We start from the raw sequence: 23,871 nt of genomic DNA on the forward strand, positions 1-23,871 counted from the left end.
GTTGTTAAAAAGTGTATCCTACATTTACTGAGAATCCAACTCCCTTTTTGAACTCTTTTACTATTAGCGAATCTTCGGTGATTTTTATGTTGCTTTTAGTTCCTAGTTCTTTTCGGTAGCTCGGATTCAAAATATTATCTACTGCAAACTTAATATCGATGTTTTTTGAAACTGCAGTCGTCCATATAAAATCAAGTTTACTGAACGACTTTTCGTAAATATGATCCATTCCTGACGAACCTACTGCAAAAATTCGATCTCCGTAAACGTTATACACTACTGTCATTGAGTTTTTCCAATCTTTTCTAAAGATAAAATCATATTTTAAATCCGAATTTATCAACCAGCTGGAAGCACCTTGCAATTTGCGACTTTTACTGTTTTCTAACTCATTTCCTTGTCTTGTAGGATCAATCTTTACATCAGTATTCATTAATGAAGTGTTAAATCCGAGAGAGAAGTTTGATAAAGATTCGCTCACTCTACTCAATTGTAAAAGTATTTCGATCTCAGCTCCAAAAATAATAGCTTGTTCTGAATTTTTAAATGTTGTAATCTGTCCACCACTATTTGCTGTTGGTTTAAAAACTCTTTCAATAGGATTATTGATTACTTTACCAAATACTCCTACAGCAAATAATTCTTTATTATTCGGGAACAATTCATATTTAAAATCTGCATTATAGTTTTCGCTGTTTTTTAAATCTGGATTACCACTTTCTGAAGTTCCATCAGCATTGATGTAGTTTATTGGCAATAGTTCCATCGCAACTGGACGCGTAGTTGTCTTCGCTAATGAAACTCTTAGATTACTGTTTTCGTTTAAAATTCTTTTCAAATTAACAGAAGGCAATATTTCTAATTTATCCTCTTTTTTGATGCGATACGCATTTCCAAAAGGATCTCCTTGTTCTCTATATTTAATTTCGCGCATCGAACTTTCAGCTCTTATCCCAGCATTTAAATCCCATTTATCATTAAAAGTCATGAACAAATTAAAATATCCAGCATTAACAAATTGATTTAATTTCACTTTGTAATCACCGTTTGATTCTTCTTGTACATATAAAATTCCGTTTTTAATGTCATCATTTATCGTTGTGCTAATCGTGTTTAAATTTGTAGTGTAGTTTTTCTCTATATTTTTTCTTCCTGAGAAGAAACGATAATTAGAAGCCATATCATTCAACGAACCATTATAACCTATGGATAAGATATTAGGTTTTTGGCTTTCGCCAAATTTCAAACTGTACTCTAACAGTGAAGAATAATAAAAGTTCCCCTTAACATCTAGATATTGCCGGTTTAAGTTATTCCCGCCGTATGACATGTTGATTGTATTATCACTTTCTTTAACTCCAGTAATAAATTTTCTGTCAGGTTGACCAAAAGAAGTTTTTACGTAAGAACCTCCTGCTTTTAAACTATGTTTTCCGTCTTCACTTATTTTATAATCACCGTACAATTGTGTATTCCAATAGTTCGATTCCTCAAATTGATTCATTCGTATCAAGTTATTGGTCTTGTTTGCTAAACTGTTTGTATATCCTAGTTGATCTTGAATTTTACTTTCAGTTGCCTTGATTAGAAAAGTATTAAAATTTAAGTTATAGCGCTTTGTTTTAAATTTCAAACCAGCTAATCCAGAAAAAGTAGTTTGGTAACTGTATTGTGTGGTGAATAAATTATTGTCGTAATTTCCTTGACCTAAATTAAATGTTCTATCAACTCCTTCTCTAAAAGAATACTTATTGTCGAAATTAAATGACATTATATAACTAATATTCCTTTCATTTTTAAGACTGAATTTTTGTGCGTGTAAAAAACTTACACTTGAATTCAATGGGCTTTTTGTCTTGCTAACATCCCAAGATTTAGTACCGTATGCATTTTCATATTCAGCAGGAGAAAGATTTTTTCCATTGGGAATCGTTCCAAAGACTGCTGGAAGTGCTCTGTCGCTTTCTATTAATCCAAGCGTTCCTTTTGTCGAATTAGCATCTTCCGAAAGTAGAAAGTCAACCCCATTATTGCTCGTCGTGTATCCAAAACCAATATTCAATTTTGTTATATTTTTTGGCTGAGGTGTTTCAATATTAACCGTCGCTCCAGCAAAATCTCCAGAAATATTAGGATTAAAAGTTTTATAAATATTTAGAACTCCCACAACATCTGTTGGGAATAAATCTAATGGGATAATTTTCTTAAAAGGACTGTTAGAAGGAGATTGCAAGTCATTTATTAATAAATTATTGTAGCGATCTTCTAATCCTCTTATAAATAATCCACGACCATCAACCTTTGTAATTCCTGTAACTTTAGTTAAACCTTCTTCTACGTCGCTGACACCTTTACGAGACATTTCTTGAGCGCCTATACTTTGTTTGATAACCACTGCTTGTTTTTGATCTAATAATAAAGCAGTTTCTTTTTCTCTACTTACTGTAGCTCTTATTACCACATCTTCAAGTTTATATCCCGCAGAGCCTAGAGCCTGATTTATAGTAACTGTTTCATTAGCGATAATTTTTACTGGAATTTCTACTGATTCATAACCCACAAAACTAAATTGTAAGGTGTAATTTCCTGGAGTTGTACTTACAGAGAATTTTCCATCCATATCTGTATTGGTTCCAATGCTTGTTCCTGCAATAACAACGTTTGCAAAAGGTAAAGATTGGTTGTCTGAATCTTTATCTGTTAAGACTCCAGTAATCGTTCCCTTGTTCTGTGAGAAAGACATTGCAGTTATAAATAACGATATTAAAAGAATTTTGAATTTCATTTGTATTGTTTTTTTTGCAAAGTAAGGAGCGAAATGTAAAATGTAAGTTACTGTGTTGTTACGGTTATGTTTTGTTTTTGACAGTAAACAGCTCCAATATTAAATTACCGTTAACAGCTTTTCAGTCTCCTATTATTGACTACATTTACCATTCAAAAAACAATTTTTGACGCTTTATGAAGAAAAAAAACACCAAAATTCTACTAGTTGATGATGAGCCAGATATCTTAGAAATCATCGGATATAACCTCGCTCAGGAAGAGTATCAAATATTCACTGCGTCAAATGGTAAAGAAGCTATCGCTACAGCAAAAAAGGTAATTCCAGACCTTATTATAATGGACGTGATGATGCCAGAAATGGATGGTATGGAAGCTTGTGAAAGTATTCGAAAAATACCAGAATTAAGTAATGTCCTTATTACTTTCTTGACCGCGAGGAGTGAAGACTATTCTCAAGTAGCTGGATTTGATGCTGGTGCTGATGATTACATTACAAAACCTATCAAGCCAAAATTATTAGTTAGTAAAGTGAAAGCTTTATTGCGTCGTTTGAAAGATAAAGAGCAGAATAGCGAGACATTGAATGTAGGTGGTATCGAAATTAATCGTGAAGAATATAAAATTGTTAAGGATAACATCGAAATTGTTTTACCTCGAAAGGAATTTGAATTGTTCTATCTTCTAGCTTCAAAGCCTGGTAAGGTTTTTAAAAGGGATGAAATTCTCGATAGAGTATGGGGTAACGAAGTAATTGTGGGAGGCAGAACAATTGATGTACACATCAGAAAGTTGCGTGAAAAAATAGGAGAAGAATTATTTAAAACAATTAAAGGAGTTGGCTATAAGTTTGAGGTATAGATGAACATTAATTTTAAAAAAACATATCGCTTTGCTGTAAAGTCTGCACTTTATATTACTTTATTTTCCACTGGATTAGTGGGCTTTTTGACCTATTTATTTTTTAAGTTTTCTTATCAGTTTTGTTTGATTTTTGCTTTTTCAATTGCTGTTTTCTCTTTTATAGTAATTCAATACCGAGTGGAGCGTTTTATCTATAAAAAGGTAAAGAAAATATATGATGATGTTGCTTTATTAGAGTCGAGCACCTTTATGAACCAACCCATCACTACTGATATGGCGACATTGACACGTGAGGTTAAAAAGTTTGCGACTGACAAAAAGTTAGAAATAGAAACCTTGAAAGTTAGGGAAGAATATAGAAGAGAGTTTCTAGGTAATGTTTCTCACGAATTAAAAACACCTCTTTTTATGGTTCAAGGTTATTTATCAACATTGCTGGATGGAGCGATGAGTGATAAAACGATTCGAAAAAAATATTTAGAGCGTGCTGAAAAAGGAGTGGAGCGCCTTATCTACATCGTCCAAGATTTAGATATGATTTCTAAACTAGAAATAGGCGAGTTAAATTTAGAAATAACTGAATTTGATATTGTCAAACTCATAGAAAATGTATTTGATCTTTTAGAAATGAAAGCTTCAAAAAAAGATATTTTATTGATGTTTGATATGAAATACAATACACCTATAATGGTGGTGGGCGATCATGAAAAAATTGAGCAAGCAGTTATGAATTTAGTCGTAAACTCAATTAAATATGGAAAAGATCAAGGCTCTACGGAAGTTAGTATTGAAGATTTAACCGCAGAAAAAGTAATTGTTAGAGTGACTGATAACGGTGATGGAATCGTTAAAAAGAATATTTCAAGACTATTCGAACGTTTTTATAGAGTAGATAAAAGCGGAGCAAGAACTGAGGGTGGTTCAGGATTAGGACTGGCTATCGTTAAGCATATTATTGAGGCACACGACGAAAAAATATTTGTAGATAGCACATTTGGTGTCGGCTCTGAGTTTTCTTTTACACTTCAAAAAGTCAAAACAAAAAAGCAAAAATCTAAATAAATTTCGAATTAAATTTAAATTATTTTTCGAAAAATTCAAATAATTTGCGCCAATCATGATTATAATTATTTTTAAAGTCTCCAGTAATTCGAGCTGCTGTTTGAATGTTTTCGATGTTGAAATCTTCTTGGGCTGAAAACGGAACATTATAATCTTCGTTTAGTTTTTTAGCTAAATACTCTTGTTCGCACTGTCCAGGTGTGGGAATAAAAAAAACTTTTTTCTCTAATTTAGCAACGTCCATTATTGTAGTATAACCGGAGCGACTGAGAATAATGTCACTTTTATTAAAGGCTTGTTCTAATTCGCTAGAGTTCATGTAATTATAATACGTAACATTTTCTACTTGTTCAGTAATCTGATCCTTTTGTACAATTCCCTTCACGAATACTACTTGGCCACTGTAATTTTGTACGTCCTTCTTTAATTTTTCTTCTAAAAGTCCGCGTTGTGGTTCAGGTCCTGAAAGAACAATCATTAAATCATATTTGATCTCGACATTTCTCTTTTGTAAACGGCTTAAAGGTCCTATGTAATTTAGTTTTAAATCTGTCCTACTAAGATGTCCTAACTTTCCGGTAAGGTTTGGATTTTCTTCAAAATCTGGAATCCAACATTCGGTGTGCTTTCTAATTATTTTTTGATGAATTTTACCTGTAAACCAAGTGCTATTTCCAGATAAAACATTTAGTTGATGTGTGATGTAAACAGATGGAATTTCGTTACTATAAACACCTAACCGATTATCAGAAATAAGAGCACTAATGTTGTACTGCTGGATCCATTTATCAATTATTTTCTTCTCTTTCTTTATTGCTTTAATTGTTTTAAAAACATTTCGAAGCAAATTCCACTTTAAGTTTTTTCCTTTTTTTGAGTATTCTATTTGGTATGACGGAAGTTCTAATGCAAGTAGAGTTGGAAATTCTTTTTTCAGTAGGACTAAAGCCTGACCGTCAGAAGCAATTATTGGAGTGTAGTTATTTTGCAATAATGCATTAATGATTGGAATACATCGCGTAGCATGTCCTAATCCCCAATTGAGAGGCGTAATTAATATCGTTTTTTTACTGCTATTTAATTCCATTTCTTATTTTAATCACTAATTATATTTCATGTAAAAAGGGGATCTTTATGAAAAAAGTCCCCTTTTATTTCTTTTCTTATCGCCAAATTAATCTTGGATATAAGTTTTGTTACCGTTTTTATTGATATAATATTTCCCTCCTCTAGGACCGGTATAAACTTTTTTACCATTGTATTCCCCAGAAATTTTATCTGCAATTTTTGGAGCTTTCTCGTTCGTTTCTTTAAGCTTTGCTGTTGCTTTTTTTACAGTTTTTTTAGTAGTAACCGTTTCTTTTTTAACTGCTTCTGTCTTTTTTTCAACCTTAATTATTTTGGGTTCGACTTTAGTTGCTTTAGCTTTTACTTCTTTCTTAGTTTGAAGTGCTTTCTCTTGTGCTTTTGCATTAGTTTCTTTGACTTTATTAGCCGTTTCTTTAGCTTTTGCGTCTGCTATTTTAGCTTTAGCTTTAGCATCTGCAGCTTTCGCTTCCTTTTCCTTAACTGCAGCTGTTTTAGCATCAGCTTTGGCTTTAGCTAATTTTTCAGTTTGTTGTGCTGCTTTTTTCTTTTGAGCCGCCGTCTCTTGCGCATAAAAGTTTCCAGATAATAGAAATACAAAACATAATAACAATAATTTTTTCATAATATTTTTTTTAATTTGTTGCCGTACTGTTTGCGGTATATAAATTTACCAACTATTTTGTTTACTATAGTGTTGAAAAATTAAAAATAAGCTCTTAATTGTACATTTCCTGTGTGAATTGCTTGGTTGATTTCGCTTTTTCTACCTTGATAATTAAAGTTAATATCTAAAAATTGTGTAATATTTTTTTGTAACAACAGTTTCCATGTTAGATTTTGCCCTGTTTATAATCCTTCGAGCATTTGAAATCCAACAGACGAGAATTCATTTCCATCAAATTTATTTTGGTAGAAAGACACTTCGCCGTTCATAGTAAACTTTTTATCGCTGGAATAAGAAAATGAAGTTCCAAAGCGGTTTTGAACTAACTGTTCATAGCTGCCAATCTGATTTTTTTTATTTTGCAATTCGTAGAAAACATCCCAGCTTGTATTCTTAGAAAATAAATAGCTAATTTTTGGAGCTAATTGATATCCAGTAATTTCATAATTTTTTTCTACAAAATTTTCAGACTCTATTGCTGTGCGAATAGTTTTTGTAAAAAATCCAAAAAGCCAGCTTTTTCTAAGTAAATGTGAATACTGTAATTTATGCGAACTATTAGTTGCTTGCTGTGATCCTATCGAAAGCAAATTTTTAGTTTTATTTTCTAAATAGGTATAAGTAGTGGAGTGATTTTGTTTTCCGCGATTATAAAACAAACTATTTCTCAAACTAGAATTGAGTCCTAGAACATTCTCAATGGCATTACTAAAAGGATTTAATTCAAAATTATCTCCGTCATTCCTATTTTTTCTATCAATTATAAAAGCAGTTTGATTATAAAAATAGGAAAGTAACTTTTTAAGCCCTAATTCGTTTTGCCATTGATTTGGATTTAATGTAATTGATTGTGAAAACTTATTTTGGTGCGTTTTTAAGTAAATCCTATTCGGTAAGAAAACGCGAATAAATTTTGCCTGGTCAATAAATGGAGAAACTTCAAACTCCTGTAATTCTTGAATTCCGTTATTATTGTAGTCATTCCAAGTGTAAACTCCTTGTCCTACAGGAACTTCAAGGTACGTGAATTCTTGTTGGGGAATGCTGCCAGAATTTGTTTCATAAACGGTCGTAGTTTGTACTAATTGATTGAAAAATCGGTCGGTGTAAACAATTCTTGAATTTAGTGAGGATTCTTTTTTTCTACTGTTGTCCACATAATCTAATATTCGATAATTAGCATAAATAGACAAATCACTTTTTGCTGTTTGTATTAATTTAGATTTCATCTGAAAATTTTGCGATGAATTTACTCTTTGAATGATGCCGTTTTGCAAACTATCATTCGTTCTTCTTAAATAACCAAGTTCAACAAAGACTTTTGTACTGTCGCCTCGTCCCACATAAATTCCGTACTCTTTAAATTTTTGGCTTAAAGCCGAAAGCTGATTCGTTCTAATATCTTTCTCTTTATTATCTTCTACACGCACGCTAGATCCAATCCAATTCTTATTGAAATGGAATCGAAGTTGCGACTGATTTCGTAGGAATTGGGAGTTAAATGTATTGCTCTCACTATTTAATAAACTTCCGTAGTTTTGAAAGCTCCAGTTCTTAATTTGGATTACTCCATTTAATACGTGTCTGTTTCCTGAAAAGGCATCTGAAAAATCAAGTTTTTCAAATTGATAAATTATTTTCCCTCTATTACTATTATTTAATTTTGGTTGTAAATTCAATTCTAAACCGGAGACTAATAAGCTTTGATTTCCAATTCCTGCTGTACCTAAGTTCCAATCTCGATCAAATTCTATATTGTAAAGTCGCTCGACTGACTTAAAATCCTTCTGCGCAAATTGATAATTTGTAAAAGCATCTAAATTCCATCTTTTCGACAAAATTCGCTGCTTAACATCTATTGTGCCGGCTAATCCTTTGTTATCGTTATCATCAATGGTGCTAAATAAATTCTTGTCATTATTGCTGACGCCAAATTCAAAATTCACAAAGGTTTTATCGCTAGGATTATACTTACCGAGAAATGTGGCTACTTGAATTTTTGTCGGAGCAATTAATGGTATCGTTGGTTCGTAATTACCTTGTGGTATTTCGTTTACAGGCGCTACATATTCATAAACTCTTGTTATACTCGAGGTGTTTGTATAGATGTAATTTCCATTGTTGTTCCCAACTAAAGTAAACCTAACGTTGAATAATTCTTCCTGTTTATCATTAGAATATTCGAAAATCTCGCTAACACCACTAATCGTTTTTCTATATAAAACTTTATTTTCTGAGTAAGCGTCAGCGTAGGCTGAAGGTGCCACCATTAGACTCTGATTATCTCCTGACGCTACTAATATTTGTGCTTGTTCCGCTGAAAGATTTTGTTGTAACGGTTGGTTTTTCTGATCGTTTTCAGAATAAAGATAACCGCCAAAAGTCCACGACTTATTTTCATGAGTAGCTCCAGCATAAGTTACAAAACGGGTGTAATTTCGATCTGAGTACTGATACTCTATTGCAATTCGCATCTCAGAAGTAATGGTAAAAAGTGGTGTAAATATGATCTCTCCTGCGTTATAATCTATGATGTAATCATTGTTTTCTCCCCGTTTTAAAAGTCTACCATTCACGTAAACTCGTTCAGAACCAGAAATAACTAGAACGTACAACTCGCCATTTTGTCCTTTTAATTTATAAGGACCTTGATTTCCTTCTTGGCCCACAATATTGCTTTTAGCATATTGTCCACGTACTAAAGCTGCCGATGCAAATACACTGGTTTTGTTAGTTTCGGTTCCAAAATTAAAATTAGTGGATAAACCTTAAACCTTTTTATTAAAATTGAGAAATTGAGTTTTTTTATTTTCAAGCGATATATCGCCAGCGCGAATATTCCAATCGTCACTAAAAAGTTCCATGAAAATATTATCAAATTGATCTAGTTTCTGTGAATATCCTCCATCCTGAAGAGGGATATTACTATCTTGAATGGAAGCTCGTAAACTTACTTTTTCAGATATTTTCCCTGTAATTTGTAAGTCTAAATTAGAATTTAAAACTGCATTTTGATTATTTCCTATAGTAATCCCACGCGTAATACTCCCGGCAGTATTTAAACCGTCAAATGGAATATTTTTCTGCTTTCTTTGCTCCGTAACAGAGTACAAGTTTCCTAAGCCTGCAGGATTATCAACTAGTCTGCTAGAATCATAAACCCGATATTCTTGAGTTAGTAATTTTGGAAATTTCAAATACTGTACTGTAATTGAATCAGTTCTTATAATTTCTTTATGTTTAAACAGTAAGGTTCCTTTCTTAAAGTTAACAGTAAATAAAGAACTATCGATAGGCTGCCCGTTAGCGTCAAGCAATTTAAAAAAGCTTGAGTTGATGCTTTGTTTTTCTACGTAAATGGTATCATGTGAAGGTAAAATTTTCTTGGTGACGTACAACGAATTAATCTCCTGCGCTTGAAGCCCAGAAAAAAAACTTATTGTAATCCAAAAAACTAGTTTTTTCAACATAAATACAATAACTCAAAAGTATCAAAAGTAGTATTTATAATTCGATAATAGTAAAAATGTATATGGAGTAAAATCTACTAATTACGGAGTAAAATGATGAAGTTTTAAATAAAAAAAAGGGAACCAAAATTAGATTTTGATTCCCACTACTTGAAATATATAGCAATTTTAAACTTCTTTAGTGACCACTTGCATGGTTTCGCGGCTAACTTGTTTTAATAAAACCACTTTATTGTCTTCAACGGTTTGTGCTGCGTTATCGTTAAAATGTCTTATCGTATATAAAGTAACATTTTCTTCAAAATCAACTTTGAACTTTTTAGACAAGATCGCGTTAAGTTCTTTAAAATTATCAAATTTATCTTCAACACATACTGAAAAGCTAATCGCTGAATTCTGAATAAGATTCACTTTTAGTTTGAATTGGTGAAACAATGCAAAAATTTCACTTATGTGTTCTTCCATTATAAAAGAGAAGTCGATTGACGAAAGAGAAATTAAAAGCTGGTTTCTTTTCACGATGAAACAAGAAAGTTGCGGTTCTAAATCCACTCCTTTTGAAACGCTAGTTCCTTTTAACAAAGGATTGATAAAAGATTTCACATACAGTGGGATTTCTTTTTTCTGTAACGGTTGTAAAGTTTTAGGGTGAATTACAGAGGCACCGTAAAATGCTAATTCTATTGCTTCACGATAGGATATTTGGTTTAACAGACTCGCATTTTCAAAATATCTTGGATCAGCATTCATAACTCCTGGAACATCTTTCCATATAGTCACGCTTTCTGCATTCAAACAATATGCGAATATAGCAGCTGTATAATCAGAACCTTCACGACCAAGAGTGGTTGTGAAATTGTTTTCGTCAGAGCCTAAAAATCCTTGTGTAATATTTAGAATTTTTCTTTTGACATTCTTCGAAATATTTTTTTGCGTCAATTCCCAGTCAACTTCAGCATCTCTATAATTTGCATCTGTTTTTATAAAATTGCGCACATCGAGCCACTGCGTTTTAATTCCCATGTGATTCATGAAATGACTCAAGATTGTCGTAGAAATTAACTCGCCATAACTTACAATTTGGTCATAAACAAAATTATAATTAGGTGACTTATTGTGAGATAAAAAATATTCTAAATCTGAAAACTGCGAATTTACAGCTGTAAAAACTGGATTCTTTTCGTCCTCAAATAAATCCATTACGATTTGATTGTGGTATTTTTTAACTTCCTGAACAGAAGATTTCAACTCAGAAGATTTGTCAAAATAGTTTTTAATTACAACTTCTAATGCATTAGTTGTTTTACCCATCGCAGAAACGATTAATAAAACATCCTCATATCCTACTTTTTGTAAAACGTCGTACACGTTTTTTATTCCATCGGCATCTTTAACTGATGCTCCACCAAATTTAAATACTCTCATAACACAACTAATTCCACTATTTTAAAATTCTGAACCTGTTTAACATGCATCTTATAATAGTTAGAATTATAAGATCGTTGAAATACTATTACTTCAATTTATTATCAACAAATTCGTTTATTCCTTGCTCATCCATTTGTACGACAAGCCATCCGTCCATTATTTTAGCTCCTGATTTTTTGTAAAATTCAATTGCGGGAGTATTCCAGTCTAAAACATTCCATTCAACTCTTCTTACGCCATCTTTTTTCCCTTGTTTCAAAATTTCAGAATATAACGCATAACCCAAACCTGTTCCTCGCATCTTTTCCTTCACTACCAAATCTTCTAAGTGAATTGTTTTCCCTTTCCAAGTTGAAAAGCGATGGTAATACAAAGCCATTCCCACAATTTGTTTTCCTTCAGAAGTCGTATTAGCATCATCATCAATTTCTGCTACCAAAACTTGAAATAAGGGTGTTGGTCCAAAACCGTCGCGAACTAAATCATCAACAGTTACAAGAACAGCATCTGGCTCATTTTCGAATTCAGCTAATTCTTGAATTAAATCTAAAACAGCTTGCATGTCATTACGATTTCCTTTTCTGATATTCATAAATTGTTAATTATATTCTTGTTAATTGAATTAAGAAGTAGTTGTGGCTTAAAAAATTAGTATTTTTCAAAGCAAATATACAATACTCGTAAACTAAGTAAATATTATTCAATTCATTTTCACAAAAAAACCGATATTTGTGACTTCAAAATAACTACAACGATTTCGCAATGGAAGAACGCAACAAAACACTAGGTGAGTTTATCATCGAAAACCAAAATGCTTTTCAGTATTCGTCGGGAGAACTATCTCGCATTATCAACTCTATCAGATTAGCTGCAAAGGTTGTTAATTATAAGGTGAATAAAGCTGGATTAGTGGATATTACTGGAGCAGCTGGAGAGCAAAATATTCAAGGTGAAGATCAACAGAAACTAGATGTGTATGCTAATGAAGTTTTTATTCAAACTTTAATTAACAGAGAAATTGTGTGTGGAATTGCTTCAGAAGAAAATGATGATTTCATCACTGTGGCAGGAAGCGATAAAAGCCACAATAATAAATATGTAGTTTTAATGGATCCTCTTGACGGCTCATCAAATATTGATGTGAATGTGTCAGTAGGAACTATATTTTCTGTTTATAGACGAGTAACTCCAATAGGATCTCCAGTTACTTTAGAAGATTTTTTACAGCCAGGAATTAACCAAGTTGCAGCTGGATATGTTATTTACGGAACATCGACAATGATCGTTTATACTACCGGACACGGCGTAAATGGTTTTACTTTAAATCCTGCGATTGGAACATTTTATTTATCACATCCTGATATGAAGTTCTCTAGAGATGGAAATATTTATTCTATTAATGAAGGTAACTATGTTCATTTCCCGCAAGGAGTAAAGGATTATATAAAATATTGCCAAACGGAAGAAGAAGATAGACCGTACACATCTAGATATATTGGCAGTTTAGTTTCAGATATTCATAGAAATATGATTAAAGGAGGAATTTATATTTATCCTACCAGTTCTAAAGCTCAAAAAGGTAAATTGAGATTATTGTATGAATGTAATCCAATGGCTTTTATTGCAGAACAAGCAGGAGGAAAGGCTTCTGATGGTTTTGGAAGCATTATGGAAATAATTCCAACTGAATTACATCAACGTGTACCTTTCTTTTGTGGAAGTTACAACATGGTTGTAAAAGCAGAGGAGTTTATGGAACAAGCAAAAAGAAGTAAATACTAGTTTTTCATTTTTTGTGAAAATTCATTTACTTCTAAAATATATTAGGTTTTTAAAACACTAAATTTAAAGAGCGAAAGACTATGTTTTTCACTCTTTTTTTAATGAAATAAAATTAATTGATACATAAAAAAAAGCTGCTTCGTTGAGGAAGCAGCTTTCAATTAAAATCTGAAATTAAGAATTAAATTTTGCCATCTTTAATTTCGTCCACTATTTCAGGATTCAATAATGTGGATGTGTCTCCAAAATTTGAATAATCTCCTTCGGCAATTTTACGTAAAATTCTACGCATAATTTTTCCAGATCGTGTTTTAGGTAATCCAGAAACAAATTGAATTTTATCTAGTTTAGCAATTGGTCCTATTTGGTTTGAAATCTGCTGATTGATTTCTTTACTTAAATTTTCTCTGTCACGATATTCTCCAGTTTCTTTTAAAATTACAAAACCGTATAACGCATTTCCTTTCACGTCGTGAGGGAAACCTACAATCGCAGATTCTGCTACAGCGGGATGCTCGTTAATTGCATCTTCGATAGGTGCAGTTCCTAGATTATGGCCTGAAACAATTACAACATCGTCTACACGACCGGTAATTCTATAATATCCTACCTCATCACGAAGTGCTCCGTCACCCGTAAAGTATTTTCCCGGAAACGCAGAAAAATAAGTCTCTTTGTAGCGCTCGTGATCGCCCCAAATAGTGCGCGCAATTCCTGGCCAAGGGAATTTAATACATAAACTTCCAGTGACTTGGTTTCCTTCAATTTCATTTCGTTTTTCATCCATTAATACAGGTTGAATTCCCGGTAATGGTAATGAAGCGTAAGTTGGTTTTGTAGGAGTAACAAATGCAAGAGGCGAAATCAAGATTCCTCCCGTTTCTGTTTGCCACCACGTATCAACTAGTGGACATCTTTTTCCACCCACATGGTCATTGTACCAGTGCCAAGCTTCCTCATTAATTGGTTCTCCAACAGAACCAATAACTTTTAATGATGCTAATTCATACTTTTGAACATACGATAAATTTTCTTTTGCTAATGCTCGAATTGCAGTTGGCGCTGTATAAAACTGAGTTACTTTATGTTTTTCTATAGTTTCCCAAAAACGACTAAAATCAGGATAAGAAGGAACACCTTCGAAAATAACTGTAGTTGCACCGTTTAATAATGGACCGTATAAAATATAAGAGTGTCCAGTGATCCAACCAATATCAGCAGTACACCAGAAAATATCGTTGTCCTCATAATTAAAAACGTTTTTAAATGTATAAGCGGCATAAACCATATAACCTGCAGTGGTGTGAACCATCCCTTTTGGCTTTCCAGTAGAACCAGAAGTATATAGAATAAATAATGGATCTTCAGCATCCATAATTTCAGCAGCGTTATTGTCAGATGCTTGATCTAGCAGTGGCTGTAACCATTGGTCACGGCCCTCTTTCATATTAATTTCAGTATTAATCCTTTTTACAACTAAAACATTTTCTACGCATGGGGTTTTTTGTAAAGCCTCGTCAACAATACTTTTTAAATCTATCGTTTTGTTTCCGCGGTAACCACCGTCAGATGTGATAACCATTTTACATTCGCTATCGTTAATTCTTGCCGTTACTGCCGATGCAGAAAATCCAGCGAAAACAACAGAATGTATTGCTCCAATTCTAGCACATGCCAAAGTAGTTATCGCCAGTTCTGGAATCATGGGTAAATAAATGCAAACGCGATCTCCTTTTTTAATGCCTTGCTCTAATAACACATTAGCCATTTTACATACTTTCTGATGCAGCTCATTATAAGAAATATGTATAGCCTCTTCACTTGGATCATTTGGTTCGAAAATTATCGCTGTTTTTTCACCTTTTTTAGCAAGGTGTCTGTCGATGCAATTTTTTGTAATATTTACTTTGGCTTCTGTGAACCATTTTATTTCGGCTTCAGCCAAATTAAAATCAACAACTTTATCCCATTGTTGGTACCAAGTAAAATTCTCTGCAGCAATCTTGTCCCAAAACTTTCTTGGCTCGCGTATTGATTTTTTATATTCTTTAAAGTACTCTTCTAAATTATTTATTTTATAACGGCTCATATTTTCTTACTCTATTTAGTTATTCTTATTTTATATTATAAACTCCAATTTTATATTTTTTCAATACAGTATCAATTTCTTCCACTATGCTTTCATCGTCTATGGTTGATGGGATTTGGAAACTTTCTCCGTCAGCAATACTTCGCATTAATTTTCGTAGAATTTTGCCAGAACGTGTTTTAGGCAGGCGTTCAACGATAACTACATTTTGAAGTGAAGCCACAGCACCTATTTGTTGTCGCACTAATTTAATTGTTTCTTGTTCTAATTGATAATGTTCAATTTCGTCATTTAATTTGGTTACAACCAAAGCTAAAGGAATTTGTCCTTTCAAAGAGTCATTTATTCCAATAACGGCACACTCAGCAACCGAAGCATGGGACGAAACAACTTCTTCCATTTCAGCAGTTGAGAGACGATGTCCTGCAACATTTATTACGTCATCTACTCTGCCTGTGATAAAAATATAATCTTCATCATCTTTATATCCGCCATCTCCAGAAAAATAGTAGCCTGGAAATTGCTCTAAATAACCGGCTTTAAATCTAGGATTGTCTTTCCATAAATCTAAAAGAGTTCCTGGAGGTAAAGGTAATTTAACGACAACGTAACCTTCCTTGTTGGGCTCTACTTCGGTACCATCTTCGCTAAAGATTCTGATATTATAACCGCAAACTGCTTTGCCAACTGAACCAGGCTTGATAGGTAATTGTTCTACTCCCATCATATTTGCAATCATTGGCCAACCTGATTCTGTTTGCCACCAATGATCAATTGCGGGAGCAGGAATGTGCTTTTGATACCATTCTAATGTTGCAATATCGCAACGCTCTCCTGCAAGGAATTGTGCTTTTAGCGAACTTAAATCATATTGCTTGATGAATTCTCCATCAGGGTCTTCTTTTTTAATTGCTCGAATGGCGGTAGGCGCTGTAAACATTGCATTGACTTTGTGTTCCGCTATAATTCTCCAAAAAGTGCTAGAGTCTGGCGTTCTGATTGGTTTGCCTTCAAAGATTAAGGAAGTGTTTCTATTAATTAATGGACCGTAAACTATAAAGCTATGACCTACAACCCAACCCACATCTGAAGCAGCCCAAAAAACATCATCTTGCTGCACATTATAAATATGTGTCATTGAGAACTTTAGCGCAACGGCATAACCTCCCGTGTCTCTTACAACGCCTTTAGGTTTACCTGTTGTTCCTGATGTATATAAAATATATAAAGGATGCGTTGTATTTACTGGAACACAAGCCGCTTCCTCTGAACCATAAACTAATGCATCGTAATCGACATCGTATTTTTTAAAGGGAACTCGTGCGCCTAATTTTCTATTGAAAACAACAACTTTTTTTGGTCGGTGTGACGCGAGTTCGATAGCTTCATCAACTAATGGTTTATAAGCAATTACACGATCAATCTCGATTCCTGACGAAGTTGTAATAATTAAACGTGGTTTACAATCATCAATTCTGATTGCTAATTCATGAGGTGCAAAACCACCAAAAACGACAGAGTGCGTAACACCAATTCTTGCGCATGCAAGCATAGCAAAAGCTGCTTGAGGAATCATTGGCATATAAATAACTGCAGTATCTCCCTTTTTTAATCCTAACGAAAGCATTCCGCCAGCGAGTTTTGCTACTTCCGTTTTTACTTCTGAAAAAGTATATTTTTTAATATTTTGTGTCACCGGTGAATCATAAATAAAAGCTATTTGATCTCCACGGCCATCTTGAATGTGTTTGTCTAATGCTAAATAGCAAATATTAAGCTCTCCATCTTTGTACCACAAAGGATATCCATTTTCATCCTCAGATAAAATCACCTCTGGTTTGTTGTACCACTCAATTGCATCCGCTTGTTCCTTCCAGAATTTTGCTGGTTTTTCTATGCTTTCTGTATAAATTTCCTTGTACGTCATAGCTTTTTATTTAGTGCATTAATTCATGAACTTGTTCTACTAGTTTTTTTACTGAAAAAGGTTTGGTTACATATAAATTTGCTCCCAAGGCAAGTCCTGATTCAATGTCTTTTTCTTTGTTCTTTGCTGAAAGAAATATGACTTTGCAATGCCGCAGGCGTTCGTCTTTTTTAATATGTTCTAGTGTTGCAAATCCATCAACCATAGGCATCATTACATCCAAAATGATTACGTCTGGAAGTTGATTTTTTAAAATCTCCAGAGCTTCATGACCATCACGAGCGATAAAAACTTCAAAATTATTTTTCTTGAAGGTATATTCCAGTGACATCACAATATTAGGTTCGTCATCGACAATTAATATTTTTTTCATTTATCAACTTTTTCTGCTGTGTTATAATTGGGTAAGGTGAAAATAAAAGTAGCGCCTTCAGCTACATTTTCTTCGGCCCAAATTCTGCCTTTGTGGTGCTCGATAATTTTTTTACAAATCGCTAGTCCTAGTCCGCTACCAATAGGTTTTTTTACGTTTTGATTTCTAGCTTGATAAAATTTGTCAAAAATCGCTTCAAAATCTTCCCCGTTTATTCCTTTGCCATTATTATGAATTGAAACGATGACGTTATCGCTGTTTTCGCTAATTGAAATTGCTATTTTACCGTCACTATTCGAACTAAACTTAATAGCATTTGATAGTAAATTAGTGACCACTTGAATAATTCTTTCTTCGTCATAAAATGCCTTAACCTCTTGTGAAGATTCATGAAATTCTACCTTTATTTTCTTATTCCTTATTAACTGCTGTAACGAATCAAGAGTGTTTTTTATAGTTCTCGAAATGTCGTTTTTAGACAAATAAATTTTTTGTTTTCCTGTTTCAAATTTTTCTAAATCTAAAATTTTGTCAATTAAGCGGTTTAATCGATCTGATTCCGATATAATATTTTGTAGAAACTGCTTGCGTAATTCTTCTGGAATATCGTCGTCGTCATGAAGTATTTCGCTCGCTGCTCTAATGGCCGTAATTGGTGTTCGTAATTCATGAGTAACGGTATCGAGAAATTCATCTTTTTGAATGTCTTTATTGACAAGTTCTAAGTTGGCATTTTTTAATTGCTCCGATATTTTTTTTAATTCATTAGAAGTATCCGTTAACTTCTTATTGATGATTAGGTTTTCTTTAGATTCTTCTAAAATCCGTAATACTTCAGGCAAGCTAATTTTATCTTCTTTAATAACACTTGATATCAAAATTTTGGCGGAAGCCGTACCAATGTGACCAGTTAGCAAATTTTCAGCAAACTTTATAAATCGAGCATCAGCTGTGGTAATATTTTTGTCGACATTATATTTTAAATTGAATATTGTTAGCGCTCTTTTTGTTCGATCCTCACCTAGAAATCGCTGCAATACTTTTTGAATATCAGAGATATATGCGGTTCCTTTCCAAATAAAAGCGTTTTCATGATTGGTGATATATTTATCAATATCAACAAACATTTCAGCGTAATTGCGCTCGCGATAATTTCCACTAAAACTCACTGAAATAGCTAAATAACTCAAGGAATTAATAAGTATACTCCAGAAAAAAGCATGTGGAATGGGTTCTAAGTAATCTAATCCAAAAAGTTGAAACGGCTTTAAAAGTGCAATTCCCCAAGGTCCTTCTTGAATAAAAAGACTTGTAGACTTTGTTAATCCAATAGCGTACGGAATTAATAGCGTATAAAAGCAGGTTGCAAACCCAAGAATAATTCCTGTGATTGTTCCTTTTTTTGAACCTCTTCTCCAAAATAATGCTCCAAAAAATGAGGGAGCTAATTGAGCAATTATTACAAATGCAACTAATCCAACAGAGAACAAAGAGTAGTCCAAAATAAATATGCGATAGATGGCGTATGATAAAATAATTAAAGAAAAGATGCCAATTTTTCTACTATTTACAATTCGTTTATTATTTTTTTCTTGAGAGGAATTTTCTAAAGATCCAATGAAACCATAAGGAATTAATAAATTGTTACTTACCATGGTAGAAAGCGAAATGCACGACACAATAATCATCGAAATTGCTGCCGAAAAACCACCTAAGAAAACTAAAACTGTCAATGTTGTGTTATCGAAAAGTTGAGGTATCAATAACGAATACGTGTCTGAATTATGCCCTTTCCCGTCAAAAAGTATATTTCCTCCCCAAGCAATAGGAAATACAAAAAAGTTAAAAAGTAATAAGTATAGTGGGAACAACCAGATCGCAGTGCGAATGTGACTTTCTTTATTATTTTCAACAATTGCTGTGTGAAATTGTCTTGGTAATAGGAAAATAGCAAACATTGATAAAATGCACAAAAAGAACCAATTGATTCCGTTTGTGAGTCCGCCGATGGTGTTCTTCTTTTCGAAATCTTTTAGTAATGCTGCTTTTTGATAAATGTCATCAAATCCATCAAAAACAAAATAAGTAACGTATATTCCAATAATTAAAAAAAAGACTAATTTTAAAATCGATTCCATTGCAACTGCGGTTACAATTCCGCGTCTTTTTTCTGAAGCGTCGACATATTTAGTTCCGTAATAAGACGCAAAAAGTGCTAAGGCTAAGCAAACGTGAGTTGTTGTGTCTGTAAAAAGATTGTCGCTCGCTTCTGTACGAGTGACTATATGAAAAGTATCTGAGATCGATTTTAACTGTAAAGCGATGTAAGGAACAATACCAAAAACGCAAACTAGAGTCACTAAAGCGCCAAGAAATCTACTATTTCCATAACGTAGAGAAATAAAATCTGCAATGCTAGAGATTTTATTTACTCTCGAAATTCTAATAATTTTCTTGAGGATAATCATCCATGTTGGAATAATTAATACAGGACCTAAATAAATCGTTAAATAGTTCAAACCTGATTCTGCCGCTACGCCTATACTACCGTAATAAGTCCAAGCTGTGCAATATACAGCTAATGAAAAAGAATAAATGTAAGCGTTATTAGTCCACTTTGAGTGACTTCTTTTTTCTGCCCAATGAGCAATGAAAAAAAGAATCGAGACATAAAGTACCAAAATCAGTAAGAGTCCAATACTATTCATAATATCTTTTTATAATTATGTATGAAATAGCAATTGAAAACAACCAAGCTGAAAAAATATAGATATACGTTATTGGAAATCCAAAAAGTGATTTTGAACTGTCAAATAACAGCAAAAGGGGTATGTTCAATGCTAGTAATAATAGCATTGTTAGGATAACCAACTTTTGTTCGTGTCTTTTTTTCATGGAAATAAAAAATATACAATCTCTACGGGCAAATGTAGAGATTGTATAGTTTGTAAATAATATTTATTCTAATCGATTAGTGAGTTGCTTCACCGGCGCCAGAAGGGATTCTGATGTGTTCAACAATTTCTTGAACATTTAATGGAGGCTCTGGCGTAAATCTTTTCACTATAAGTGCTACAGCAAAATTGACAATCATCGCAATAGTTCCAAAACCTTCTGGAGAAATTCCGAACCACCATCCGTCTTTTAATCCAGCAACAGCCTCTTTTCCACCATCAAAAATACCGAATTTGAATTTCAACATATAGAAAAGCATTAATAATAATCCCACGATCATTCCGGCTACAGCGCCTTCTTTGTTCATCTTTTTATCAAAAATACCAAGGATAATTGCTGGGAATAATGATGCAGCTGCTAATCCAAAAGCAAGTGCTACTACGGCAGCGACAAATCCTGGAGGATTAATTCCGAAGTAACCAGCAATAATAACAGCTACTGCAGCGGCAGCACGAGCAGCCCAAAGTTCTCCTTTTTCAGAAATATTCGGATTGATCATTTTTTTGATGATATCGTGAGATACTGAAGCTGAAATTACTAATAGCAGACCAGCAGCAGTAGATAATGCAGCAGCTAACGCTCCAGCAGCAACTAATGCAATAACCCAGTTTGGTAAGTTTGCAATTTCTGGATTAGCAAGAACCATGATGTCTTTGTCGATAGTCAACTCACTCCCTTTATTTCCTTTTGCTTCTTGCTCCGCTAAAAATTTAGGATCTTTTGAAGCATCATTATAATATTGGATTTTACCATCACCATTTTTATCGTCGAATGCTAGTAAACCTGTAGTTTCCCATTTAGTAAACCACGCTGGCATTGATGTATAGTCTTTTCCGTTTACGGTTTCAATTAAATTTGTTTTGGCAAAAACTGCAATTGCTGGTGCTGTAGTGTAAAGAATTGCAATTAAGATTAGAGCATAACCTGCTGATTTTCTTGCATCTTTCACTCTCTTTACGGTAAAGAAACGAACAATTACGTGTGGTAAACCGGCTGTTCCTACCATTAATGCTAAAGTTATAGCAAAAACATCGACCATTGATTTTGTTCCATTGGTGTAAACTGAAAAACCAAGTTCTGTAGAAAGTCCGTTTAATTTATCAATTAAATAAGTATCAGTTCCAGTAATTTTACCTCCCATTCCTAATTGTGGAATTGGATTTCCAGTCATTTGGATCGAAATAAAGATAGCAGGTACCATGAAAGCAAATATTAAAACACAATATTGTGCTACTTGCGTATAAGTGATTCCTTTCATACCTCCTAAAGTGGCGTAAAATAAAACGATAACCATTCCTATAATTACACCAGTATTGATATCCACTTCTAGGAATTTAGAAAATACTAATCCCACACCGCGCATTTGTCCAGCCACGTACGTAAATGAAACTACTAAAGCACAAATAATAGCAACGGTTCTTGCGCTATTAGAATAGTAACGTTCTCCAATAAAATCAGGAACAGTAAATTTCCCGAATTTCCTTAAATAAGGTGCTAAAAGTAATGCCAGAAGAACATATCCTCCAGTCCAACCCATTAAATATACGGCTCCGTCATAACCATCAAAGGAAATAATTCCTGCCATAGAGATGAAAGAAGCGGCACTCATCCAGTCAGCCGCAGTAGCCATTCCATTCGCTAAAGGAGAAATCTCTCCTCCAGCTACATAAAATTCTTTAGTAGATCCAGCACGAGACCAGATTGCAATTCCAATGTAAAGAGCAAATGTTACTCCAACAATTATATAGGTCCAAGTTTGTAAATCCATGATTTTTTATTTTTTTATAGTTTATAATTATTCGTCGTATCCGTACTTTTTATCTAATTTGTTCATCAATCGAACATAAATAAATATAAGTATGACAAATACATAAATTGAACCTTGTTGTGCAAACCAAAAACCAAGTGGAAATCCACCTATTTTAAATGTGTCTAATGCTTCTTTGAAAAGAATGCCTGCTCCATAGGAAACAGCAAACCATATGCTTAATAAAATAAAAAGGTATTTTAAATTTTCCTTCCAATAAGCTGTTGCGTTATCTTGTTTATCGCTCATAATATTGCGTTATTAATAATTAGTTAGTTATAGATAGATCATTGCTTGAAGCGTAATTGTATTTACAGCTTTATTTGTAGCGTATTTTAAAGTCTGATATTCTAATGTAAGTTTAGAATGGTGTCCGCTAAAAAATGCATTTGCACCAATTCCTAATTGAGTTGCATTGTCATTTAAAGCGTCAATTTTTCTATCATCATAAGAGATATAAGGTTGAAAACGAGTTTTTGATTTTCCAGGAATAACATAACCCACGTGTCCGTGAATCATAGATCCAGTTTCATAAGTAGTTCCTAATCTGTAATTTTTTCCGTAATCAGAATTTTGATAAAGTGCGTATGCAGTAAGTGCAGCGCCTTGCGTTCCTACTGGTACATCGTAAAATGCATCTAATCCAAAAACAGAAACATCTTCACCACTTAATACTCCAGAACCGTTTGCGATCACAGCTCCGTTAGGATGTGAAAAGAAACCAGCTCCTACATTAAATACTTTTTTAGTACCTAAGTACGTTCCCACTTTATAAGGCAAAAAGTTACTTTCAGCATCTAAAAATCCGTATTCAAAATAACCAGAATATGTTTTTCCTGCTTCTTTAGAACCTAGTAATCGACTACCAGTGTAAGTAGCTGCACCACCATTAACAGGAACAGCTGTTGCTTGTAAATTAGAATTAGAAGCGCTATTGATAGCAACGCGATATTGGAATTTACCAAAAGCTCCTTTTGCATACATTCCAATATGTCTAGCAAATTGATCAGATAATCCTAAAGTAGCCCAAGCTTGTCTTTGGTTATCCAATGTCATGATGTTAAGTGTACTTTGATTGTTTAAACGAGAAATTCCGTTCCAGTAGTGTAGTCCGCCACCAAGAGCATGGTCTTTTCCAAGGCTGTATTGTGCCCAAACATCATGTAGAAACAATTGTGAGCCATCTCCTTTTCCTGTTGGGCTCATAGAATCAGCATTTAAACTATTGAGACCAAAATGAGTTAAGATTAAAAAGTCTTTGTTGATTTGTGCATACATTAATACGCGGGCTCTTCTCACGCTAAAATCTAAATCGGCTTGCTCATTGCCGTTGCCGTCTAAAGGACGATCTGAATTATACTGTCCCCAGATTTGGGCCCAAGATATTACCCTAAGGTATTTTGATCCATCTTCATTCAGGTTAAACTTCATTCCGGCTCCGTAGTCAGGGGAACCTTGCGAAAAAGCTTTTAAGGATAAAAGCAGTAGTGCTGCAATCAAATAAGTTTTCTTCATAATTATTAATTTGGTTAGTTGAAATGGTTAGTTTCTAGACTGCCAAATTCTAATTTTTTGTT

At 33.5% G+C, this 23,871-nt stretch carries 15 protein-coding genes and 1 pseudogene; 3 read left to right on the forward strand and 13 right to left on the reverse strand.

All coding sequences use genetic code 11. The features are described from left to right. Window positions 1-4: 4 nt before the first annotated feature. Window positions 5-2,785: a TonB-dependent receptor gene (locus BC961_RS06145; RefSeq protein ID WP_121924968.1), complete on the reverse strand. Its 2,781-nt coding sequence runs from the start codon at window positions 2,783-2,785 to the stop codon at window positions 5-7. A gap of 176 nt (window positions 2,786-2,961) precedes the next feature. Here BC961_RS06145 and BC961_RS06150 point away from each other — a divergent pair, with 176 nt between their 5' ends. Continuing rightward, window positions 2,962-3,645: a response regulator transcription factor gene (locus tag BC961_RS06150; RefSeq protein WP_121924969.1), complete on the forward strand. Its 684-nt coding sequence runs from the start codon at window positions 2,962-2,964 to the stop codon at window positions 3,643-3,645. Continuing rightward, the gene (locus BC961_RS06155) at window positions 3,646-4,710 is read left to right on the forward strand and encodes a sensor histidine kinase (protein ID WP_121924970.1); all 1,065 of its coding nucleotides are present in this window, start codon (window positions 3,646-3,648) and stop codon (window positions 4,708-4,710) included. Between the two features lie 19 nt (window positions 4,711-4,729). On the opposite strand, the gene BC961_RS06160 is transcribed toward BC961_RS06155, so the two are convergent. From BC961_RS06160 to BC961_RS06180, 5 genes and pseudogenes are all read right to left on the reverse strand, one after another. Further along, the gene (locus BC961_RS06160; protein WP_121924971.1) at window positions 4,730-5,797 is read right to left on the reverse strand and encodes a glycosyltransferase; all 1,068 of its coding nucleotides are present in this window, start codon (window positions 5,795-5,797) and stop codon (window positions 4,730-4,732) included. A gap of 87 nt (window positions 5,798-5,884) precedes the next feature. Beyond that, window positions 5,885-6,421: a hypothetical protein gene (locus BC961_RS06165; RefSeq protein ID WP_121924972.1), complete on the reverse strand. Its 537-nt coding sequence runs from the start codon at window positions 6,419-6,421 to the stop codon at window positions 5,885-5,887. 80 nt (window positions 6,422-6,501) lie between these two features. Beyond that, window positions 6,502-9,933, reverse strand: a pseudogene (locus BC961_RS06170) (hypothetical protein). A gap of 168 nt (window positions 9,934-10,101) precedes the next feature. Then, on the reverse strand, window positions 10,102-11,358 hold the full coding sequence (locus BC961_RS06175) for an aspartate kinase (protein ID WP_121924973.1): 1,257 nt from the start codon (window positions 11,356-11,358) through the stop codon (window positions 10,102-10,104). Between the two features lie 88 nt (window positions 11,359-11,446). After that, window positions 11,447-11,953: a GNAT family N-acetyltransferase gene (locus BC961_RS06180; protein WP_121924974.1), complete on the reverse strand. Its 507-nt coding sequence runs from the start codon at window positions 11,951-11,953 to the stop codon at window positions 11,447-11,449. Window positions 11,954-12,123: 170 nt separating this feature from the next. Between BC961_RS06180 and fbp the strand changes: the two genes are divergently transcribed. Beyond that, entirely contained in the window at window positions 12,124-13,143 is a 1,020-nt protein-coding gene (fbp, locus tag BC961_RS06185; protein WP_121924975.1) for a class 1 fructose-bisphosphatase, read from the forward strand. 181 nt (window positions 13,144-13,324) lie between these two features. Here the strand turns inward: fbp and acs are convergent, their stop codons facing one another. The 7 genes from acs to BC961_RS06225 all read right to left on the reverse strand — a co-directional run bounded on the left by acs (window position 13,325) and on the right by BC961_RS06225 (window position 23,809). Then, window positions 13,325-15,232: an acetate--CoA ligase gene (gene acs, locus BC961_RS06190; protein WP_121924976.1), complete on the reverse strand. Its 1,908-nt coding sequence runs from the start codon at window positions 15,230-15,232 to the stop codon at window positions 13,325-13,327. Between the two features lie 25 nt (window positions 15,233-15,257). Then, window positions 15,258-17,159: an AMP-binding protein gene (locus tag BC961_RS06195; protein ID WP_121924977.1), complete on the reverse strand. Its 1,902-nt coding sequence runs from the start codon at window positions 17,157-17,159 to the stop codon at window positions 15,258-15,260. 10 nt (window positions 17,160-17,169) lie between these two features. Beyond that, the gene (locus BC961_RS06200; protein ID WP_121924978.1) at window positions 17,170-17,532 is read right to left on the reverse strand and encodes a response regulator transcription factor; all 363 of its coding nucleotides are present in this window, start codon (window positions 17,530-17,532) and stop codon (window positions 17,170-17,172) included. Next, window positions 17,529-20,240, reverse strand: coding sequence for an ATP-binding protein (locus tag BC961_RS06205; RefSeq protein WP_121924979.1), 2,712 nt, complete (start codon window positions 20,238-20,240; stop codon window positions 17,529-17,531). Before BC961_RS06205 ends, BC961_RS06200 begins: the two co-directional genes overlap by 4 nt. Before the next feature lie 263 nt (window positions 20,241-20,503). Further along, entirely contained in the window at window positions 20,504-22,255 is a 1,752-nt protein-coding gene (locus BC961_RS06215; protein ID WP_121924981.1) for a sodium:solute symporter family protein, read from the reverse strand. Between the two features lie 27 nt (window positions 22,256-22,282). Next, the gene (locus tag BC961_RS06220) at window positions 22,283-22,543 is read right to left on the reverse strand and encodes a DUF4212 domain-containing protein (RefSeq protein ID WP_121924982.1); all 261 of its coding nucleotides are present in this window, start codon (window positions 22,541-22,543) and stop codon (window positions 22,283-22,285) included. 27 nt (window positions 22,544-22,570) lie between these two features. Then, window positions 22,571-23,809: a hypothetical protein gene (locus BC961_RS06225; protein WP_121924983.1), complete on the reverse strand. Its 1,239-nt coding sequence runs from the start codon at window positions 23,807-23,809 to the stop codon at window positions 22,571-22,573. Window positions 23,810-23,871 lie beyond the last annotated feature (62 nt).

This window comes from Flavobacterium weaverense, from assembly GCF_003688495.1.
GTDB lineage: Bacteria > Bacteroidota > Bacteroidia > Flavobacteriales > Flavobacteriaceae > Flavobacterium > Flavobacterium weaverense.

What these genes read in the sequence shown, in the direction of transcription:
- BC961_RS06145 (WP_121924968.1), bottom strand. Translation starts at nt 2,785, where the DNA reads ATGAAATTCAAAATTCTTTTAATATCGTTATTTATAACTGCAATGTCT.
- BC961_RS06150 (WP_121924969.1), top strand. Translation starts at nt 2,962, where the DNA reads ATGAAGAAAAAAAACACCAAAATTCTACTAGTTGATGATGAGCCAGAT.
- BC961_RS06155 (WP_121924970.1), top strand. Translation starts at nt 3,646, where the DNA reads ATGAACATTAATTTTAAAAAAACATATCGCTTTGCTGTAAAGTCTGCA.
- BC961_RS06160 (WP_121924971.1), bottom strand. Translation starts at nt 5,797, where the DNA reads ATGGAATTAAATAGCAGTAAAAAAACGATATTAATTACGCCTCTCAAT.
- BC961_RS06165 (WP_121924972.1), bottom strand. Translation starts at nt 6,421, where the DNA reads ATGAAAAAATTATTGTTATTATGTTTTGTATTTCTATTATCTGGAAAC.
- BC961_RS06175 (WP_121924973.1), bottom strand. Translation starts at nt 11,358, where the DNA reads ATGAGAGTATTTAAATTTGGTGGAGCATCAGTTAAAGATGCCGATGGA.
- BC961_RS06180 (WP_121924974.1), bottom strand. Translation starts at nt 11,953, where the DNA reads ATGAATATCAGAAAAGGAAATCGTAATGACATGCAAGCTGTTTTAGAT.
- fbp (WP_121924975.1), top strand. Translation starts at nt 12,124, where the DNA reads ATGGAAGAACGCAACAAAACACTAGGTGAGTTTATCATCGAAAACCAA.
- acs (WP_121924976.1), bottom strand. Translation starts at nt 15,232, where the DNA reads ATGAGCCGTTATAAAATAAATAATTTAGAAGAGTACTTTAAAGAATAT.
- BC961_RS06195 (WP_121924977.1), bottom strand. Translation starts at nt 17,159, where the DNA reads ATGACGTACAAGGAAATTTATACAGAAAGCATAGAAAAACCAGCAAAA.
- BC961_RS06200 (WP_121924978.1), bottom strand. Translation starts at nt 17,532, where the DNA reads ATGAAAAAAATATTAATTGTCGATGACGAACCTAATATTGTGATGTCA.
- BC961_RS06205 (WP_121924979.1), bottom strand. Translation starts at nt 20,240, where the DNA reads ATGAATAGTATTGGACTCTTACTGATTTTGGTACTTTATGTCTCGATT.
- BC961_RS06215 (WP_121924981.1), bottom strand. Translation starts at nt 22,255, where the DNA reads ATGGATTTACAAACTTGGACCTATATAATTGTTGGAGTAACATTTGCT.
- BC961_RS06220 (WP_121924982.1), bottom strand. Translation starts at nt 22,543, where the DNA reads ATGAGCGATAAACAAGATAACGCAACAGCTTATTGGAAGGAAAATTTA.
- BC961_RS06225 (WP_121924983.1), bottom strand. Translation starts at nt 23,809, where the DNA reads ATGAAGAAAACTTATTTGATTGCAGCACTACTGCTTTTATCCTTAAAA.